The sequence below is a fragment of the uncultured Algibacter sp. genome (assembly GCF_947495925.1).
GTDB lineage: Bacteria > Bacteroidota > Bacteroidia > Flavobacteriales > Flavobacteriaceae > Algibacter_E.
In genome coordinates this window covers 19,601-40,651 of record NZ_CANMAU010000002.1, presented here as the reverse complement: position 1 = coordinate 40,651, position 21,051 = coordinate 19,601, and the positions used below count along the sequence as shown (strand labels likewise).

Annotated in this window: 18 protein-coding genes and 1 tRNA gene; 8 read left to right on the top strand and 11 right to left on the bottom strand. The window is 34.4% G+C overall.

Annotation, left to right across the window (positions count from 1 at the left end):
- The first annotated feature begins 77 nt into the window (after positions 1–77).
- From Q0857_RS03495 to Q0857_RS03475, 5 genes are all read left to right on the top strand, one after another.
- Positions 78–908, top strand: a complete 831-nt coding sequence (locus Q0857_RS03495; protein WP_298532253.1) for a hypothetical protein — start codon at positions 78–80, stop codon at positions 906–908.
- Positions 909–1,021: 113 nt separating this feature from the next.
- Positions 1,022–2,536: a glutamate--tRNA ligase gene (gene gltX / locus Q0857_RS03490; protein WP_298532250.1), complete on the top strand. Its 1,515-nt coding sequence runs from the start codon at positions 1,022–1,024 to the stop codon at positions 2,534–2,536.
- A 124-nt stretch (positions 2,537–2,660) separates the two neighbouring features.
- Positions 2,661–3,464, top strand: coding sequence for a DUF2490 domain-containing protein (locus Q0857_RS03485; RefSeq protein WP_298532248.1), 804 nt, complete (start codon positions 2,661–2,663; stop codon positions 3,462–3,464).
- A 171-nt stretch (positions 3,465–3,635) separates the two neighbouring features.
- Positions 3,636–4,559, top strand: coding sequence for an SPFH domain-containing protein (locus tag Q0857_RS03480; protein WP_298532246.1), 924 nt, complete (start codon positions 3,636–3,638; stop codon positions 4,557–4,559).
- Positions 4,560–4,594: 35 nt separating this feature from the next.
- A complete protein-coding gene (locus Q0857_RS03475; protein WP_298532244.1) occupies positions 4,595–5,440 on the top strand; it encodes a hypothetical protein in 846 nt (281 codons plus the stop codon).
- Between the two features lie 52 nt (positions 5,441–5,492).
- On the opposite strand, the gene Q0857_RS03470 is transcribed toward Q0857_RS03475, so the two are convergent.
- From Q0857_RS03470 to Q0857_RS03460, 3 genes are all read right to left on the bottom strand, one after another.
- Entirely contained in the window at positions 5,493–6,653 is a 1,161-nt protein-coding gene (locus Q0857_RS03470) for a GNAT family N-acetyltransferase (RefSeq protein WP_298532242.1), read from the bottom strand.
- 64 nt (positions 6,654–6,717) lie between these two features.
- Complete coding sequence (locus tag Q0857_RS03465; RefSeq protein WP_298532241.1) at positions 6,718–7,197, bottom strand: DUF1761 domain-containing protein; 480 nt, start codon at positions 7,195–7,197, stop codon at positions 6,718–6,720.
- Between the two features lie 79 nt (positions 7,198–7,276).
- On the bottom strand, positions 7,277–9,277 hold the full coding sequence (locus tag Q0857_RS03460) for a glutamine--tRNA ligase/YqeY domain fusion protein (RefSeq protein WP_298532239.1): 2,001 nt from the start codon (positions 9,275–9,277) through the stop codon (positions 7,277–7,279).
- 141 nt (positions 9,278–9,418) lie between these two features.
- Here Q0857_RS03460 and Q0857_RS03455 point away from each other — a divergent pair, with 141 nt between their 5' ends.
- From Q0857_RS03455 to Q0857_RS03445, 3 genes are all read left to right on the top strand, one after another.
- Entirely contained in the window at positions 9,419–9,628 is a 210-nt protein-coding gene (locus Q0857_RS03455) for a zinc ribbon domain-containing protein (protein ID WP_298532237.1), read from the top strand.
- Positions 9,628–9,990: a dihydroneopterin aldolase gene (gene folB, locus Q0857_RS03450; protein ID WP_298532235.1), complete on the top strand. Its 363-nt coding sequence runs from the start codon at positions 9,628–9,630 to the stop codon at positions 9,988–9,990. The genes Q0857_RS03455 and folB overlap by 1 nt, the downstream gene beginning before the upstream one ends.
- A gap of 48 nt (positions 9,991–10,038) precedes the next feature.
- Positions 10,039–10,109, top strand: a tRNA-Cys gene (locus Q0857_RS03445).
- 33 nt (positions 10,110–10,142) lie between these two features.
- Here Q0857_RS03445 and Q0857_RS03440 read toward each other — a convergent pair.
- The 8 genes from Q0857_RS03440 to Q0857_RS03405 all read right to left on the bottom strand — a co-directional run bounded on the left by Q0857_RS03440 (position 10,143) and on the right by Q0857_RS03405 (position 21,050).
- Positions 10,143–10,823: a LysE family transporter gene (locus Q0857_RS03440; RefSeq protein WP_298532233.1), complete on the bottom strand. Its 681-nt coding sequence runs from the start codon at positions 10,821–10,823 to the stop codon at positions 10,143–10,145.
- Positions 10,824–10,951: 128 nt separating this feature from the next.
- Complete coding sequence (locus Q0857_RS03435; RefSeq protein ID WP_298532231.1) at positions 10,952–12,430, bottom strand: T9SS type A sorting domain-containing protein; 1,479 nt, start codon at positions 12,428–12,430, stop codon at positions 10,952–10,954.
- Between the two features lie 408 nt (positions 12,431–12,838).
- Positions 12,839–13,774, bottom strand: coding sequence for a glycosyl hydrolase family 17 protein (locus Q0857_RS03430; protein WP_298532229.1), 936 nt, complete (start codon positions 13,772–13,774; stop codon positions 12,839–12,841).
- A 26-nt stretch (positions 13,775–13,800) separates the two neighbouring features.
- Positions 13,801–15,363: an MFS transporter gene (locus Q0857_RS03425; protein ID WP_298532227.1), complete on the bottom strand. Its 1,563-nt coding sequence runs from the start codon at positions 15,361–15,363 to the stop codon at positions 13,801–13,803.
- A 16-nt stretch (positions 15,364–15,379) separates the two neighbouring features.
- A complete protein-coding gene (locus Q0857_RS03420; protein ID WP_298532225.1) occupies positions 15,380–16,882 on the bottom strand; it encodes a glycoside hydrolase family 30 protein in 1,503 nt (500 codons plus the stop codon).
- Positions 16,883–16,884: 2 nt separating this feature from the next.
- Positions 16,885–17,895 carry a glycoside hydrolase family 2 TIM barrel-domain containing protein gene (locus Q0857_RS03415; protein ID WP_298532223.1) on the bottom strand — a complete coding sequence of 337 codons (1,011 nt, stop codon included), beginning with the start codon at positions 17,893–17,895 and terminating at the stop codon, positions 16,885–16,887.
- Between the two features lie 14 nt (positions 17,896–17,909).
- Complete coding sequence (locus Q0857_RS03410) at positions 17,910–19,205, bottom strand: glycosyl hydrolase family 17 (RefSeq protein ID WP_298532221.1); 1,296 nt, start codon at positions 19,203–19,205, stop codon at positions 17,910–17,912.
- Between the two features lie 6 nt (positions 19,206–19,211).
- Positions 19,212–21,050: a glycoside hydrolase family 3 N-terminal domain-containing protein gene (locus Q0857_RS03405; RefSeq protein WP_298532218.1), complete on the bottom strand. Its 1,839-nt coding sequence runs from the start codon at positions 21,048–21,050 to the stop codon at positions 19,212–19,214.
- Position 21,051 lies beyond the last annotated feature (1 nt).

Here is a 21,051-nt window from a genome sequence, read left to right as displayed (position 1 = left end):
AACAAAAGTCCAAATATATGTTAAACCCAGTGTAAGGTAGAACAAATGAGAACCACTAAGTTTTAAAAATTGCTATTATGAAGAACTTTATTACCTCTTTCGTTATTCTTTTCTCTTTTAATGTATTTGCACAAGGTGCTTGGACTCAAAAAAAAGGAGAAGCCTATACTCAGTTATCCTTTTCTTCTATAGGTAAATACAACAGTATTTATGGAAACCCAAACTACTCAACAGAACGAGAAATTACAGATAACACGATTCAACTTTATGGAGAATATGGCTTGAATGATAAGACAACATTAATTCTAAACATTCCCTTAAAGCTTATTGAAACAGGAAATTTAGTAAGTACTACAACTCCATTGACCGTGGCGACATCAAACACAAATTTAGGGAATATTGAACTGGGTATTAAAAGACGTTTTTATAACCAGAAATGGATTATTTCAGGACAATTTAACCTGGAAGCTAATAGCGGTTCTTTTGATAACGCTTCAGGTATAAGAACAGGAATCGATGCGTGGTCTTTAACCCCAACAATAAATGCTGGAAGAAGCTTTAAGTGGTTCTACGCACAAGCTTTTACTGGTGTTGCACTACGAACAAACAATTATAGTAGTAGTTTCAAAATTGGAGGCGAAATAGGTGTTCGCCCCATTAATCGCATAATGATTATTGGTTTGATTGACATTGTTAAATCTTTTGAGAATGGCGATGTCATATTACCAGCCACCAACCTATTAACAGGGCTCTATGTGAACGACCAAGAATACGCAGCTTATAGTCTAAAATTTGTTGGAGAAATCACCAAAAAACTGGGTGTGAATGTTGGAATAGGTGGCGCGTTTTCAGGTAATAATGTTGCCAGAAGACAAGCACTAACTTTTGGAGCTTATCATAAGTTCTAAAGGCTTTAATTGGTTCCATGAAATGAGTTAAACACCCTTCTTAAAATCAATTACGCTTAAACGTTCCTAATTCTTAAATAACGTTTTATCTTTGCAGTCATAATTTGAAAAACATGACTAAAAATGTTCGTGTGCGTTTCGCACCCAGCCCAACAGGACCTTTACATATAGGAGGCGTAAGAACCGCCCTTTTTAACTATTTATTTGCTAAAAAACATAATGGTGAATTTATTTTAAGAATAGAAGATACCGATCAGAATAGATATGTTGAAGGCGCTGAGCAATATATTATTGCCGCGTTAAATTGGTGTAACATGACTTTTGATGAAGGACCAGGGAAAAATGAAAAGTTTGGGCCATATAGACAAAGCGAACGCAAACATTTATACAAACAATATGCTAATGATTTGATTGCATCGGGTAATGCCTATTACGCTTTTGATACTTCTGAAATCTTAGATTTTCATAGAAAGGATCATGAAGCTAAAGGGAAAACGTTTATATACAATTGGCATAATAGATTAAAACTTACCAATTCGTTATCGCTTAGCGCGGAAGAAGTAAAAGCTAAATTAGAGGCAGGCGAAGACTATGTAATTCGCTTTAAATCTCCTCAAGATGAAACTTTAAACCTTAAAGATATTATTCGTGGAGATATTAAAATAGACACGAACATCTTGGATGATAAAGTACTGTTTAAAAGTGATGGCATGCCAACTTATCATTTGGCTAATATTGTTGATGATCATCTTATGGAAATTACTCACGTGATTCGTGGTGAAGAATGGTTACCATCTTTAGCCTTACACTATCAATTATATAAAGCCTTTGGTTGGGAAGCTCCTCAATTTGCACATTTGCCTCTTATTTTAAAACCAACCGGCAAAGGTAAACTTAGCAAACGTGATGGCGATAAACTTGGTTTCCCTGTGTTTCCTCTAGAATGGAAAGACCCTAAAACAGGAGATGTGTCTAGAGGTTATAAAGAGGATGGTTATTTCCCCGAAGCTATGGTTAATTTCTTAGCATTTTTAGGATGGAATCCTGGAACTGAGCAAGAAATTTTTAACCTTGATGAATTAATAAATGCATTTGAATTAGAGCGTGTTAATAAATCTGGAGCACGTTTTGATCCTGATAAGACCAAATGGTTTAACCACCATTATATGCAAGAGCAAGATAATGAAGTGTTGGCTGAAGCATTTAAAAAAGAGCGTACTGAACTTTCTGAAATTGATGTCAATTACATTGCCATGGTAATCAATTTAGTAAAAGAACGCGCAACCTTTGTCTCAGACTTTTGGGGATTAAGTCATTTCTTTTTTAACTCACCAACATCCTTTGATGAAAAAGCATCTAAAAAAGCTTTAAAAGAAGGTACAACAGACTTAATGAACCAGCTGATTAATATCATAAATGCAAATACTGATTTTACGGTTGAAACCCTTCAAACTGAAATAAAAGGTTGGATAACAAGTAACGAAATTAGTTTTGGTAAAGTGATGATGCCACTACGTTTGGCTTTAGTTGGTGCTTTACAAGGTCCTGATGTGTTTGATATTATATATATGATTGGAAAAAATGAAACTATTAAGCGTATTGAAAAGATCATAAAATCTATTTCTTAAATAGTTTATTGATTTTATTTAAATAAAGACCTTCATATTAATTGAGGGTCTTAGTTTTTTACCATTATCTAAAATGTTATTAACTTAGAGGCATAGCAGCTTCCATATAGATGGTAACTTTCAAATGAAATCATATTATTATATACTTTTTATACTGTTGTTCTTCACTTTTAGAGTTGCCTCACAGGACCAAACTGAAGACGATGTTAAAGTTAATGCTCAATTATGGCTCGACTATAATATTCAAAGTCATTTTGGGGAATCCAAATCCCTTAACAGTTATGTAGGCTATAGAAGTATCACACCCAATATTTATAATAATTTTTTAGTAGTTTCAACATACAATATTGCCAATAAGAAGAGCTTAAAACTCTTAAAACGCGATAAACCATTTATCAACTCCTATCACCTTGGTGCCAGAGCAAATTATATCGCCAACAAAGATAAAAAGGATGACTTTGAATTTAGACTTATGCAAGGATTCAAATTTTATCTCCCTTCCATCAAAGAAGTACCTTTAATGAATTATATACGCTTAGAAGAACGATTTCAAAAAACCTTCAATACTTCGGGTTGGGATATAGGTTTTAGGTTTCGATATAAAGTTTCAACCGTTATTGACTTAGACAAGCATATATTTAATTTTACTTCAGGCTTCTATATTCCTCTAAACGTGGAGTTTTTTTTTAATTTGAAAAAAGTAGATCGTTTTAATGATGTTATTAGAGTTTCCCCTGGTATTGGTTATAAATTAAATGACGATTGGAAATTTGAATTTTATGTGTCCTATCAGAACACTCAGAACACCTCTGAAAACGAAAGTACATCAAACGATTTTGTTTTTAGATTACGTATTTTTAAATTAAATAGAAAAAAGAATAAAACCAAGCAAAGCAAAGATGAGCAAATAAAAGAATTAATGGAATAATTAATTATTTTACATTAGTACCCCTCCTCCAAACCCAAATTTTTGTAACAAACCTATGGAAATAGCTACTAATAAATAAAACTAGTTTAGCATATAAATTTGACCCTATAGGTCGCTAAATTGGGTGCAATTTTGTATTTTAATTTTTTCTAACCTTTTAAAAAAACTGTTATGAGTTTCTTCTCTATTCCATTTATCATCCTTGGACTCTTTGTTCTAATTTCTTCATTTTTCATTGTAAAACAGCAAACTGCGGCCATTATTGAACGCTTTGGACGCTACACAAGCATTCGTCAATCTGGACTACAAATGAAAATACCTCTAGTAGATCGAGTTGCAGGCCGTTTAAGTTTAAAAATTCAACAATTAGACGTTATAATTGAAACGAAAACATTAGATGATGTGTTTGTTCGCTTAAAGGTTTCTGTACAATATAAAGTGATTAAAGACAAGGTATATGATGCCTTCTATAAACTAGATTATCCGCACGATCAAATTACATCTTATGTTTTTGACGTAGTTCGTGCCGAAGTCCCTAAAATGAAATTAGATGATGTATTTGTCAGAAAAGATGATATCGCTATAGCTGTGAAGTCCGAACTAAATGATGCAATGATTGAATATGGTTACGACATTATTAAAACACTAGTTACAGATATTGATCCAGATGCCCAAGTAAAAGAGGCTATGAATAGAATAAACGCTTCTGAACGTGAAAAAATAGCAGCGCAGTTTGAAGGTGACGCACAACGTATTTTAATTGTTGAAAAGGCAAAAGCAGAGGCAGAAAGCAAGCGCTTACAAGGTCAAGGTATCGCAGATCAACGTAGAGAAATTGCTCGTGGTTTAGAGGAGTCTGTTGAAGTTTTAAACCGAGTGGGTATAAACAGTCAAGAAGCTTCTGCCCTAATTGTAGTTACCCAACACTATGACACTCTACAGTCGCTAGGAGAAGAGACTAATAGTAACCTTATTTTACTACCTAATGCACCACAAGCAGGTAGTAATATGCTAAATGATATGGTGGCTAGTTTTGCCGCCAGTAATCAAATAGGAGAAGCCATGAAAGAGGCTAAAAAGAAAGACAATAAGTAGAATGAACGATTTAGAAGCTCAAACCATTTTAAATAATGTCTTTGAAAAGAATAACTTTAGTAGTAACAGCTCTCTTTGTTTTAGTTGTATTTGTTTTAGTCGCAAAGAATCCCTTATTAATTAAAAGCATAAAATCAAAATATAAATCCACTGATCAATTTATTGCTTTTAAATCAGATTCTAGAATTAAGTATGAAATAGGTATGGAAGACAAAGCATCCCTGATTTACAACATACTTGAGAACAAAAAAACTTATGTTGAACAAGTTGTGGGTTCTTCGTTCAAAGAGCCTATAAATATATATATATGTGGAAGTCAAGAACGGTTTAATGAATATGTATATTTATCCAAAAACGTAAAGGGCGCGGTATTCTGGGGGAAACTTTTTCTTTCTCCAGGTGCCTTTAATTCAGCTAGGACTGAAAAATTACTCACTCATGAATTAACTCATTTTCTTTTTTACTCGCATCTAGGCGAATCGGAGCATATTAAAAACATACCATTATGGTTTAGAGAGGGTTATGCAGATTTTGTTGCAAATGGCGGTAAATATTATACCAAAAAAACAAAAGTTTCGGGATTAATGACCTCCGATGAACAAGAATTATTTTTATCAGGAAAAGTAGATTATTGGTTTAATACAAACAACCCAAGAGATGCCGTTAATAATGGTGTTATAAATTGGAAAAACTATAGAATAGGTACTCTATTTGTTAGTTTTATGTATGATTTAAGTCCTACTAAATTCAACATTCTAATTAATAAAATATTAGCTGGTCAGAATTTTAAAACTGCATTTGAAACCATTTATAGCACAAGGACAAATAAAATGTTAAGTCATTTTAGAGACTATATAAACTCTGAAAAAAATAGTTCATAAAAACAATCATAACAATTAGTACAAAACGTGCATTAATGAGTAACTTTTCTATTTAACGCCTTTTAAACGGGTGCCTTTCCTCCCACTCTTGTTTTGGGTTCATAAGTCCAAAAACAGGTTTTAAAATAACATTAAGAACACTATTAGTGTGTTTCAAATACATTTCCATGTTGTAAGGCTTTGCACCCACCGAACTTTTAATAGCCATCGCTGTTCGAGCATAAACAATAGAAGAAAACCGATGCTCTATTCCAAATATCAACATATCATATAACATGTTTAAATAAAGTTGATTTTTGTATTGATGTTCGGAATCATATCCCAAAAAATAAGTCTCCAAATGTACACCATTCAAAATTAAGGTATAAAACCCTACCAACTTATCTTCCAAATAATATCCATAAACTCTAAAATCATCTCCCAAATTACGTTTCATGACATAAAAATGATCTTTTGGTAAGATAAAACTATTAAACTTGGCGTTATTACATACGTTTAAATATAACTTATGAAGCAATGCTGTGTTTGCGCTAATGGTTTCAATATCGAACTCAAAAGCACGAATGCTGCCCAATTTTTTTCTAGCGCGCTTGTACCTATCCCTATATTTCTTTTTTAAGTCTGAGGAATAATCTCCAAATTGTTTCCAATTTGAGTACATATTCAAAATCATGTTGGGTTGCACAGACACCCTATGCAGGTACAACTTTTCAAATTCCTCCTTACCATTAAACTTCTCATTATGAACAAAGAAATCTTTGACTAAAATCATTCGAATGACCTTACCTTGTTTGCTTTTAATTTCTTTTTTTAAAAACTGTAAAGCATTAAAAACCAAGTTTAAATATTCTGGATATGTTATTTGATTCTTATTAAAATATATCCCGTGCTGACCCGTTTGCATTAAATTGCCCACCACTAGAATATTTCCTTTTAACACCTTAGACACTATATTTTGAAGAAATTCCTTTAAGCAAGACACTTGAGTCTTTCTAAACATGTCTTTTAAATATAATTTTACGCGCTGAATTATGGCAACACCAACAAGCGCATTATTACTAAAAACACCTATATAAAAGAGTTCTATGTTTTCAGGAGCTCCGTTTTCAATAGCCTTTAAATATTTAGACTGTAAAAACATGTCATGTCCTACCAAATCATCCCATGATACAGGTAATTCCTTACTAGAATAATAAATTTGATAAGTTTTCAATAGAAAATAAAAAAGACTGAAAATTACAATTCTCAGTCTTTAAATATGTTAAAAGTTTACAAAATTATCTCCAACCACAAATAATGGCTCCCATTACACCCATGGTAACAATCCAATATCCACTATTAATAAGTATGTATTTAGCACTTTTTCGTTCAAATAAAGCATTAGTGCCTAGAATTGGTAATGCTATAAATATCCCTCCTATTATACCATGAAATGCACCATGTTTAAAGGTTCTAAACTCATTAGCATAATCATTCATAAAAGCCTCATAAGAAGGTAACAACCCTAGTTCGCCTTGAGCAAGACTAAATGCGCCCATTTGATGAATTGTCATTGACATTAAAGACATGGCTAATAATACTGCAAAAATAAAAGCCATAACAAAAATCTTTGCCATATTAGCGCCATTCATTTTCTCTTCAGTCATATTGGCTTCTTTCATCCATGCTGAACCAAATACTTTTGGATTATACCAAATAAAACCAACTACAAGTGCAGAAAAAGCGGCAGCAACAACTGCTAAAAAATTAATTTCCATGATAAATATTAGTTTAGTTAATAGTTAAATATAATTAAAAATACTTATAACTAAATATTATTTAACTGTTCTAATGTCCTTAAAGCGCTTGTGCCTCAACAACTAACAACTCATTTTTATCATCTAGAGCTTTTGATATAAATGTGTTGATCTCATCATTCTTTGCTTGTCCATTTTCTAATAAAACCCCTAAAACAAGTGCTACAGCAATTCGAGTACCTACCTTTTTTACAGCTGTATTAAATAACGGTTGTAACTCTTCATAGTTTACATTTTTAGCCAATTCTAAAATCTCAGATTTTACTTTTAATTGCTTAGCCTCCGGTAAGTTTATGTATTTTTTTCCTAATTGTTGAATAACATCAATAGGTTTACGCTGTGATTTTTGCTGATTTTGGTTATTATTTTGTTTGACTTGCTGAGGTTGTTTCGGCTTTTGCTTTGCCCAAGAATCGCGCAAACCAACTGTTTTATTAAATACCAATTTATCTGCTAACGAATCGTTATCAACATTAAAATAACCTAAACGCTGAAATTGAAATCGGTCTCCAATTTTGGCTTCTTTTAAATTAGGTTCAACAAAAGCTTCAATTGTTTTTAATGAGTTCGGGTTAACAAAATCCATAAAATCTCTATCCTCATGACTATCTGGAGCTTCATCATTAAATAATCTATCATATTCCCTAACTTCTGCTTTTATAGCATGTGCTATTGACACCCAATGCAACGTTCCTTTAACACGCCTAGCGGTATCTTCAGAATATGTACAATGAATTTCAGTAACATCTCCTTTGGAATCTTTAACAACACTTTCTGCCTTTATAATATAAGCACTCTTTAATCTTACCTCTCCCCCAAGTTTTAATCTGAAAAACTTGTTGCCGGCCTCTTCTTTAAAATCTGTTTTTTCAATATATAATTCTCTTGTAAAAGGCACTTTTCTAAAACCAGCACTTTCATCTTCTTGATTATTCTCAGTTTCAAGCCATTCAACTTTATCCTCAGGATAATTAGTAATTACAACTTTAACTGGGTTTAAAACGGCCATCACACGACGGGCTGTTTTATTTAAATCTTCTCGAATACAAAACTCTAAAAGGGATACATCAATAATATTATCGCGTTTAGCTACTCCAACAGTCTCAACAAACTTTCGTATGGCTGCCGGTGTATACCCTCTCCTTCTTAAACCAGAAATTGTAGGCATTCTGGGGTCATCCCATCCCTTTACTATACCATCTTCAACCAATTTGAGCAACTTTCGTTTACTCATAATGGTATAACTTAAATTTAAGCGCGCAAATTCACGTTGCTTAGGCCTTAACTTAGCACTATCAACTATTTGATCTAAAAACCAATCATATAGCTCTCTGTGTGGTTTAAATTCTAAAGAACATAAGGAATGAGATATTTGCTCGAGGTAATCGCTTTCTCCATGCGTCCAATCATACATCGGATAAATACACCAAGTATCAGCCGTTCTATGGTGGTCCTTCTTTAAAATACGGTACATAATAGGGTCCCGCATTAGCATATTAACGTGTTGCATATCTATTTTAGCACGTAATATATGCGCGCCCTCATCAAATTCTCCCGTTTTCATGCGCTCAAACAGATCCAAATTTTCAGCAATACTCCTATTTCTAAATGGGCCATCAACTCCTGCCTGTGTTGGTGTTCCTTTTTGCTCAGCCATAGCTTCGCTAGACTGAGAATCGACATAGGCTTTTCCTTCTTTTATCAAATACACCGCCCAATCATAAAGCTGTTGGAAATAATCTGAAGAAAACAGTTCCTTATCCCATTTATAACCTAACCAAGCTACGTCCCTTTTTATCGCATCTACATATTCCTGCTCTTCTTTAGCTGGATTCGTATCATCAAAACGTAAATTTACAGGTGCATTATAATACTCACCTAGACCAAAACTAATTCCAATGGCCTTTGTATGGCCTATATGTAAATAACCATTTGGTTCTGGCGGAAACCTAAAACGTAAACTGTTTTTAGACATTCCATTCGCTAAATCTTCCTCTATAATTTGCTCAATAAAATTGAGAGATTTTCTTTCTTCAGACATGTTCTGATGTATTTCAACTAAATAAGCGTCAAAATTACGGAAATTCAAGTTATTTTAGCCTAGTTTATCTATTAAGCGTAACAAACTTTTAATTCATTATACTTATAGAGCAAAGCCTATTAATTATAATGAATTAGAATCATGAAAAACTTAAATTACACATGTCCTAAATGTGATCATAAAGGTTATGACATTGGACAGATGCGAGCAACTGGAGGAACTTTTTCCAAGATTTTTGATATCCAAAATCAAAAGTTCACTTCGGTAATATGTAAACGTTGCACTTATACAGAATTTTACAAAACTAAAACTAGTGCATTAAGTAACGTTTTTGATTTTTTTACAAACTAATGGGAATAATTAAAGTAGAAAATATTCGTGTATTTGCATTCCACGGATGTTTAAAAGAAGAAACCAAAATTGGTAGCGATTATAGTGTAAGTTTAAAGGTGAAAGCTGATTTACAAACCTCGGCTAAAAGTGATAAGCTAAATGATACGGTCGACTATGTTTTTTTAAACCGAATTATTAAGGAAGAAATGGCTACCCCATCTGCTCTGCTCGAAACCGTTGCAAAACGTATATTAAATAGAATCTTTAATGAAGATAAACTGGTAACAAAAGCAACCGTATGGGTTAGTAAACTAAACCCTCCCATTGGCGGCGATGTTGAGCTAGTAACTATAAAAATGACTGAAAGACGTAAAAAGTAACTTTATGTGATGTAAAATGACTTTTTTTTTTACATTTGCAGCATTAATGGCGTCATGGCCGAGTGGCTAGGCAGAGGTCTGCAAAACCTTCTACAGCGGTTCGAATCCGCTTGACGCCTCAAAAAAAAGCTTTCAGTGTTCTGGAAGCTTTTTTAGTTTATAGGACTAATGTGTTCTAATTTCTCTCTATTCTTCTCATAAGCCTCTGGAAACAAGCCTTGAACAAACAATAAAATACCAAACCCTAAAATAACTACAGCAATCACCTTTTTTGTTTTAAAAATAATTCGCGGCGTTAATTTAGCTTTGAGCCGTTTTGCAATTAAAATTTTAAAAATATCCGATATAAAATAAGAAAGTAGCATGGATACGATAAATACAATATCGCCATTTTCTGATGAGGTTAATGAATCTCCAAGCACAATAAAACCAAGCCAGCCTAATAAAACACCAATATTTATGAAATTGAGTAAAAACCCTTTAATAAAGAGTTTCCCATAATCTTTTTGAATTTCAACTTTATGATATTCTTTAACAATGGAACGAAAAGATTTTGAGGTTTTAAGAAAAGAAATAACGCCATAAACAATAAGTAAAACACCTCCAAAGATTAAAAAGCTAGGGTCATTACCTATTTTTCCTCTTAAATTATTGGTGCTATAAAAAGCAATGACAATAAAAATAATATCGGCAAAAATAACCCCCAAGTCGAATATTAAAGCGCTTCTAAACCCTTTTGTGGCACCTGTTTCTAATAGAACAAAAAAAACGGGACCTATAGTGAAGGCAAGTATAATACCGAAAGGAATAGCCGTTAAAATATCATCTATCATAAACTAATAAAGCTTTCTACAAAGAAAAGAAATATTTCAAACTATTAGTTTTCAATTCATGTTGATTTTAAACAAAAAAAGGGCGAGATTAATAAACCTCACCCCATATAAACTACTAAATAAACTAATTAGTTTTTAATAAGTTTTATGCTTTTAATTCCTAAATTCGTTTTTATTTGCGCGAAGTATAATCCAGATTTTAAGTTCGTAGCATCAATATTCACTTCTTTAGCATTCGCTGCCATAGATAAAACATTTTTACCCAAAACATCATACAAGGTAATAGATGTTATACTTTGTTCTGCTGACTTGACTTTCCAAATGTTCTGTGTAGGATTTGGTGAAACTCTAAATATAGATTTATCAAAAGCATCTAAACTTAATGTATTCGTTTTACTGAAATATACATTGTCAAAATATACTGTACCATTTCCATCAAATTTCCATTGAAAAATATCATCTAAATCATATGTAAAACCTGTTGATGGGTAATCTAAGAAATGTTGCAGTGGTATAAATATACTATTCCATTGCCCTGGAACAAATGTTTCGTCTCCTCCCGTTGTCGCAAAAGCATACCTAGGCTCTGCAGGGTTACCACCAGGAATTCCGGCCGTCATATCAATTAAATAAAAATTAAAAGCTGTTGACGTTGTTGCGTAATAATCTAAATGTACATAAGTATATGCATTAATATCTACTGCATCCCATTGTGCACCGTAAAAACTTAGATTCTCCATTTTACCACTTAAATTACCATTGGATTCAATATCCACAGTAGTATATGCACCACCACCGGCAAATGCATTAAAATTGAAATTTGCGATGGTATTTGTCATATATGTATCACTAAAAACAGATAACACATTACTCTCATCAATGGCAGGAGATTCAGCAGACGCAACGGGCTCGGTTATACAAGCATCACATACAGAGCCACCGCAGTCTATACCGGTTTCGTCTTGATTTTGAATTCCATCACTACATGTTGGTACAGGTGGATCCGTTAATTTATTCGCTCCCCAAGTAATATTATCAACTAATAATTCTATATCTCCTGGTCTTGCAGGCTCCCCATCACATCTCCAATCTATAAAGATTACAATTTGATCCACATTTACATTGTCACCACTTGCTGCTGCAGCTGAAATATCCCATGTTAAAGTTTCCCATGTATTAGCAGCAGAAACCGCACCTTGATTATCCGTAATTTGCAATACAGTACCGTCTGTGGCATTAGCAAATTTAATTCCAATATTACCATTAGTAGTACTTCTATATACGTCCATACTCAAAGTTAAGTTACTAGTAACAGCTCCATCAAATTGCCATGTTCCTAATGTATTATGGAAATTAATTGCACCTGCATAACAAGCAGAAGCTTCTGCTAAATTCAACTTCAAAACTTGAGTTGTAGCACTTGTATTCACACCATTTGGCGTTGGATTTATAACGACGTCTAAACCAGGGCTTGGGTTCTCAAAAGTTGCCCAATTGCCAACCACCGTACTTGGTGTACCCGACTCAAAATCTAAAAGATATTGCTGCTGTTGTGCATTTAATACAGCACCAACAAGAATAAAAAGTAATAATGTAATTTTTTTCATAATAATAATTTTAATTAATACTCAATTTAGTGTTTGGTAAATCTAACCCCTCGCCTTTTATATATCCCTATTTATTACCTATACAAAAAACATACATCGCAAAAAAACTTAGTCATTATTGAGATTTTATCAAAACTAGCACGTCTTTACTAAGCTAACACGCTTGGGCATATTTCAGAATAAAAACTCTATGTTGTGGTCTTGTTGTGGTAAAAAAATAGCTTGTTGCAATTAAAAGCATCCATCCTTTTTTTTGATTTCTGGTTTTTAACTTTAAACATTACAAAATGCTCTAATTTGTGTCATATTGTGATCAAAACAACCTTGATAAAATCAAAAAGCCTAGGGAATTATCCCTAGGCTTTTTGATTTTTTAATGACCTAAACCTATCTTATTTCCTTTAACATTTATCCAAAATTAAATAGACCTCTTCGTAGTTTTTTAAATGTATTTTCAATAAACTTAATGTTTTCATCCTTATCCCATAACCCCCAATAAGCACCAACGTCTCCCTCTGCTCCAACTTTCCATGATTCATCAAACGATGAAAAATAGAACATATTTATATCATCTTCATTGGACCAATTTTGTGAATTTACAAAGTACTTAATAGCATTTTCAAATGAAGGTAATGCACCGTGAAGCCCTTCTCCCTCACTAGGCCAGCCTGTTTCAGTTATAATAACTTTCTTTCCATTTGCGGCTTTTGTGGCTTGCGCAAACATATCTTTCATATATAATAAAGAATACTCTAAACTACAACCTTCCCAATACGGATAACAGTTAGCTAGCACAACGTCGCATGCTTCTGTTATCCTTGGTCTCTCGCTAAATTCGTAATAAGCGTCCACATAACCCATAGGAGTTTCAGGGATAGCAGCTTTTACTTCCCCCATGAAATCAAGTAGTTCATCTTCAGTAAGATCACCTCTATACATCACTTCATTTCCTACAGCAGCAATATCAACACACCCATCTTTAGACAACTTAATTAGTCCAGCTATTTCTCGCTTATTAATTTCAGCATCACTACCTAACCATGCACCCACTAAGGTTTTTATACCATATTCTTTCGCAATTCTTGGAATGGCTTCATTTCCATCAGTACATGAAAATGAACGAATCCATTTTGTATATGGCTTTATAATTTCCATACGTCTTCTTATTTGCGTTTCAGATATTTGTGCCCCAGGTTCTTGCCCCTCTTCATAAGGGCTAAAACATAAACCATGCATACCTCTTTTTAAAACTTTCCCAAATACATATTGTAACCCTTTTGTGGTTTTATTATCGAGGTTCCTTCCTGATAGTGACATTATTTTATGATTTCTTCCACTTGACATAACTATAAATATTTATCTTTTATTTACTATAATTCGCCTCTACGGGCTACTAATTGTTCTTTTATTTCGCGCGCTCTTGTTTCGCTTAAACTATACTTATACATAATCCATATTGCTAAACCAGCTGTTAACGACGGAATGAGTATATCAGCAATTCTTAAACTATTCATGGTTTCAGGGCTTTGAGTTGGAGCATCTGAAATAAAACCAACTAACTTTAAAACTAAACCGCCTAAAAATAAGGCTATAGACTGTCCAATTTTAACCATCAACCAATAAATAGCTCCAAAAGTACCTTCCTTTCTCGGCATCCCATTATTAAGTTCGTCTAAATCGCATACATCGGCCGTCATACTCATCATAAGCGTAAATAAACCACCTAACCCAAAGGCAATAAATGGTATGGGCATAAAGATTAACCAAGGTGACCCTTGACTGGTATCAATGCTAAACCAAGTCATTCCAATACTTTCTAAAAAGGGATTTAACCATTCAAAAACTGAAGCTACCCCGCTATTTAATGATTGACCAAAACCAGTGCTATTAAAGCTTGCATTTAGTTCAGTGTTAAAGCCCCACCATTTTAATATATACCCAATAATGGAAATCACTGTTGAAATTATAAACGCTCTTCGCTTACCCCATTTATTAGCCATTTTGGAAATAATAGGGATTACAAGAAAAGCTGTAGTCACTGCCGTTATCGTTGAAAACCATGCTGGCCATGTTCCTGCACTTGCATAACTACCATTATACATATAAAAAACGATGATGTAAACACTGAAGGCTGCAACCAATTGAAACCCATTAAAGACTAAAAAAGTGGCACCGCAAAGTTTCATAAAAGGTTTGTTTTTTGACACTTGCCCAATCCCTCTCCATAGATCTGTTAAATTAGATGCCATAGTTTTTAATGTGATTTTTTTTCTGTTTTCCATGTGTGAAGAATCAATTCCTCTACAGAAAATGGCGGGAAACAAACCTAAAACACCGCATAAACAGCCTACCACTATAGATAAATGCCTTACACCTGCAGCTTGCGTTTCATAAATAGTAGGATCTGCTATAATTACCCAAAACCATGGCACAATCATCCAAGCTATTTGACCCATGGTATTTGAAAAAGCCATTAACCTTGTTCGCTCGTTATAATCAGAAGTCATTTCATATCCTAACCCCACTAAAGGCGTTGCATACATGGTATTACCAGCTAAAAACAATATAGTTAAAATCAAGAAATACCAAAAATTATACATCTGAGAATTCTCTGGAGACATTTGCCAGGTTAAAGCAAATAATATCCCACTTAAGATGGCTCCCACAAAAATGTAAGGCCTTCTGCGCCCCCACCTCGATTTTGTATTATCTGAAATAAAACCCATTATTGGATCAGATACGGCATCAAATAATCTTGGAAGCGCTCCTAAAATACCAGCGTAAAGAGGATCCATGCCAAATGCTGTTAACAGAAAAAACATAAAGAACCCTAAAGCTCCTGGTAATAGATTAAGAACAAAATGGCCTGCTCCGAATGCGGCTTTTTGACCAATAGGCACCCTATCTTTTGTAGTCGTTTTTACAGTTGGCATATCGTTTTGGTTTTAATTAATTTGAAATCATAATAGTTTGAATAGCCTGCGCATCTATTGTGAATTCCATTGTCTTTTTATTTATTGCGAGGTAAATACCTTTTGGGGTTTCAGTTTCATTAAAAATTACAACGGCAATTGTACCATCAGTGTTTTTTGCTGCCGTAACCTTCAGTTCCATATCTGAATTTTCAAGTTCAATAACCTTTGCATCAGGTCTTATATATTTACTAAAATGAGCCATGGTATAGTACAACGGCGTAAAATAGACCTCATCCTTATCAGGATCAACAATTACCGGTGCAACGCACCAATTTTCAAACCAATTTGGACCTCCATTAGTATCCAAAACCATGTTCCAATCTACCCATCCATCAACCCAATTGTTTAAGCAACCAATAATATCTCTCGCATATCTATTAACTGGAGCATACTTTGGATGAAAGTGTTTGCGCTCATCAGATGCCCAATCATAACCCCAATCCGTAGCTTCTTTTCTCCAATACCAATCATCATCTTGCCATTTTGGAATCTCCGAATCCACACAGGCCTCTGTTTGAATTAAAAGCTTATTAGGTGCTTTATTGTGAGCATCTTGTAATTCTTCTGGAAAAATTTCAAACGTACTATCATACCAATGAATAGCAGTTCCATCAAAGAACTCTGAGGTTTCTTCAGTTTTATACATGGAGTCCACCCAGTCTTTTAAATGAGCTCGATTTTGATCAAATCCTAAAATTTTTAGATCACCCTTGCCATCTGCTTTCAATTTTGGTCCTAAATAATTTTGAACAAAATTGGTCATTTCATCAGGTGTATAATGCATGCTTTCCCAATTATTACCATTACCCATAGGCTCATTTTCAACAGTAAACCCCCATATATCAATACCTTGATTCTTATAAGCATCAGCATATTTTGAGAAGAAAAGCGCCCAAGTATCATAATACTCAGGAAGAAGTTTACCACCAACCCAGCTATTATTATCTTTCATCCACGGTGCTGCTGTCCAAGGGGATCCAAAAATTTTAAATCCATCTTCTGAAACCGCCATGGCACCCTTAATCATAGGAATTAAATCGTCCATATCTTCTTCAATGCTAAAATGTTCTAGTGTTTTATCTCCTTCAACTGGTGTGTACGAGTAATTAGAAATAGAAAAATCGCAAGAATTCATGTGGGTTCTAGTCAATGAATATCTAGCACCATCTTTAGCGAAATAAGCTTTTAAAATAGTATCTTTGTTAGCCTTACTTAATTGGTTTAGAAGATAAGCCGATGCCTCTGTAAAAGCCCCACCGAAACCCGTAATAGTTTGTAATGTTAATTGTGGTTTTAATGTAATAGAAACTACACTATCAGTTTTTTGGAAACTAGTTACCTTGCTAAGTTTATTCCCTTTTCTAGATGTTTCAAAGACTTCAAAACTCACCATATTATCTTTATTTTCTTTTTTCTTATCACAACTACTAACCAAAAACATGATCATAATCACTACGATGTAAGTTCTTTTCTTCATAATTAATTCTTTAACTGTTTGTACTTTGCTTTAATAACATCAAAAGTTTCTTTCTTATTCCTTTCAATATCCACCATACCCCAATACTCTTCATTTGGTGCTCCGTCATAAGGCACCCCGCTACTATTTGGTGCCCAACCACCAGGGTCTTGCCTATCCAAATTCCCTGCTTTCCACCAACCATCGGTAAAAGAAAACATGGTGACTCCAGAACATATATCCTGATTTTCAAATACATTATGCAGAATATTTGCATTGGCATCAGCCTGTGCTTTTTGATTTACCCCGGCTTCATAACCTTGTTTAGCAATTGTCATAAAACTATCTCCTCCTGCTTCAGATAAGTACATGGGTTTGTCACTTACTTTTTTCCACTCAACAAAAATGTTAGTTGGGTTATCCCAACGGTATACATTCATTCCCCATACATCAATATTAGGAGAAGAACTCAACGCCAAACTATCTGGCAACTCACCATGCGCAGTAGTTACTGGATGATTTAAATCATTATCGTGAATACGTTTAGCCCCATCATTCATGGCTTTATACCAATTATTTAAATCGCCTTCAAACCATTCTGGGTGATAATTAAATTCATTTCCGAGTTCCCACATTAATATGGCGGGATGCTCCTTATACTTATTCACATAATCAATAAAAGACCCTGAAAGAATGTCGAAATGCCCACCTTGATTGTATCCAAAACCAATAACAACTTTTAAACCGGCATTATGGATCGCATCAAGCACCTCTTTATCATCGATAGGAGCATATACCCGAATGGTATTAATACCAGCCTCTAGCATGAGGTCAAGATCTTCGCTTAAGGTATCAAAACTTCGCTCTTTAAAACCTTTTGGTACGGGATGATAGCAGATACCTTTTATAATAAAAGGCTGCTTATTCACCAATATAGATCGCCCAGACACCCTAATCTCATTTGATATATTTGGTCCTCCGCATGATAACAGGCCTGCAAGTATTGAGAAAACAAGTATTCTTTTTAAAATCATCAGTATTGATATTATTAGTGTTGCGTTACTAAGCCATATTCTGACGGTGGAACTAAAACATCTTTTAAAAGTGCTTCTTTATCTCCGCTATAGGTCTTCTTAATTTGTTGTCCGTCACGCGTTAAACCATTAAACGTACCTTTATCTACTAAATTCCAAAGCGCGTATTTTGCCTCTCCTTTGAGGTTTATTAATCCAAAATGATTCTCAGATCCAAGGACATTTTCAGCATCTTTCCATTGTTCGTCAAAAGCCTCAAAATAAAAACAGGAAACACTTTCTTTATTACTCCATTCGCGCATAAGTTGATAATATCTACTAGACTTAAACTCATCTGCAGCTCTTGAACCTGATAGACCATAGTGACCGTTTGATATAGTAGCCCAACCGGTTTCACCAATATGAACAGGTTTGTTAACCCCTAAGGTTTTCATATAATTACAAACTTCATGATATTGGTTAACAGCAAAGTCTCTTGCTCTTAACATTGCCGATTCAATTTTATCTTGTTCTGAAAAATGTTCTTCATTTTTTGGAGCTACCCAAAAAGCCGGATTATAGTGAGAATTATGCATAGGGTAAGTATGCATAGATATATAGTCTACAGCCCTAATTAAAGCTTCTAAATCTGGTGTATGGTAACTTGGATCTCCACCGCCCCATGATGAAAAATCATCAGAACTTGTAATCCATAAGTCTTTAGATAATTTCCCTAACTCCTTTAATTCTTGTAAGTGATTGACCCATTTTAAAATCACATTTGGTCTCACAAAATAACTGGTAGCCCAACGTACCATCGCTTCGTTTCCAACGGCGATAATCTTTACTATTTCTGGGTATTTATTGGCTAAAGCTACAGCCCTATCTATTTCGGCTGCGTTATTTTTGGATTCTATATCATGATCAATAGGGTTATCTGTCCATGCATTCTTGCAGTCTATCCATGCACCTAACATCACATACATTTCAAAACCAGAATCCTCATTTTTTAATTGGCGAATAGCTTCCAGAATGTTTGACGCATGCGGATGCTCTTCTTGAACATTATAAGTACGAATTACCTTAATATTCATAGCAGAAAGGATTTTTAAATCATCTTTAAGCTGTGGTATTGAAGGTTGGCTATCTCGCGATTTTTCTCGATACCCCCCATATGAAATAGCTTGGTAATCAGGATTCCCTAAAATATCAGCTGCTGTTACATGTTTTTCTTCAATCACTTTTTCTGTTTGTTTTTTTCCTTTGTTTGCGCATCCTAAGACTGCAATTAAAGAGGTTAGTAGACAAATTCTTTTTATATTAATTTTCATATTGTTTTAATTTACTTTGACTATGGCTTCATAATTTAGGCCATATCCAAAATCAAACAATGGTTTTATAGTATCATCCCAAAAATTTGGACCAAATCGCCCTTGGAAATCATTCACAGATTCCGGCCAAGAGTGGGGTAGTTTACCCGAAAAGTTATATGCTCCAAAAAGCACCTCAGCAATACCATCACCTTCAGACCCTGGCAACCATGCCGCTACAAAAGCATCGGACTGCTTTAGTTGATTGCTTATTACTAATGGTCTACCTGAGATTAGAACTACTACTGTTGACACATCGGCTTCTGTATAAGCTTTAATATAATCCTGATGCGATTTGCTTAGCGTAAGCGTAAACCCTGTATTGTTGTTCACATCTCCAAAAAATTCAGCATAAGGTTTTTCGCCAACAACTATAATGGCTACCTGAGCATCAAAATGCTTTCCTGTCCCATTTTTATCATAAACAATTTTAGAAGATGATATTTTCTTAACCCCTTCTAAAATTGTGGTCGCCCCTTTATAGTTTTCAGGTTTTCCTTGCCATGAAATTGTCCATCCACCAGATTGAAGCCCAGAGTTATTGGCATGTTCACCCACAACCACTATTTTACCAGCTTCTTTATTAATTGGTAAAACACTATTCTCATTTTTTAAAAGTACCAAAGACTCTCTCACAGCTTGCTTAGCAACATTTCTATGATCTGAACTTCCTATTTTTGAAACCAGAGTAGCATCTGGAAACGGATGCTCAAACAATCCAAGTCTGTACTTCTGTCGTAGTATTCTTTTAACAGCATCATCTATTCTGTCTTGAGACACAGAATCTTGTTCAACGCCCTTTTTTAGCCCTTGCTGAAACAATTCTAAATCACCATCAACCGCCATTACCATATCAATACCTGCATTAATTATATCATTCTTCCCATACTTAGAATATCCCTTCCAGTCGGTAAGTACGATACCATCAAAACCCATTTTTGTTTTGAGTGTATCCGTTATTAATGCCTTATGGGCATGCAATGCTTGATTATTAAGTGTATTAAAAGACGCCATAATTGAACCCACTCCCATAGTAACTGCATCGCGATAGGGTGGAAGTAGCCTCTCGGTAATCTCATTATCTGTAAGAGTGGTGTTGCCACCTTCCACACCAAAATCAGTGGACCCATCACCAATATAATGCTTGGCCGTAGCCATAACGGTCGTTCTATCTAAAAGGTAACCTTGGTGCCCTTTAATAGAAGCTTTAGTCATAGCTCGAGTAAGTTCAGTACTTTCGGAAAATGCTTCATATACACGACCCCACTTTTCGTTATATGGAATTGCAACACAAGGTGAAAACACCCAATTAAACCCAGTAGCTTGGGCCTCTATAGCTGTTATACGTGCTGCTTTTTGGACCAAATCGGGGTTTCCAGTAGCTCCCAATCCAATATTATGGGGAAATATAGTTGCTCCTGAAAACGTGTTTTGACCATGTACAGCGTCTACACCAAATAAAAGCGGAATACCTAATCGTGTAGATAAAGCTTCTTTTTGTAATTCTACAAATTTTGCTTGCCATCCTAAAGCATCTTCTCCTGGCAAAGGCCCATCAGTATGAATGACTGACCCAATATATTTAGAAGCCACATCCCCCTTTTGAATATCAGAAAAATGCCTAACCTGAGTCATCTGTCCAATTTTCTCCTCTAGGGTCATTAAGTCTAATAAGGAGTCCACTTTTCGTTCAATAATGATGCTGGACCCTTCTAACTTTGGAGATGTGTTTTGACAACTTAAAAGCATCACAAACCCAATTGTGAATAAAAATGAACAATATGATATGTTTTGATGCTTTCTCATT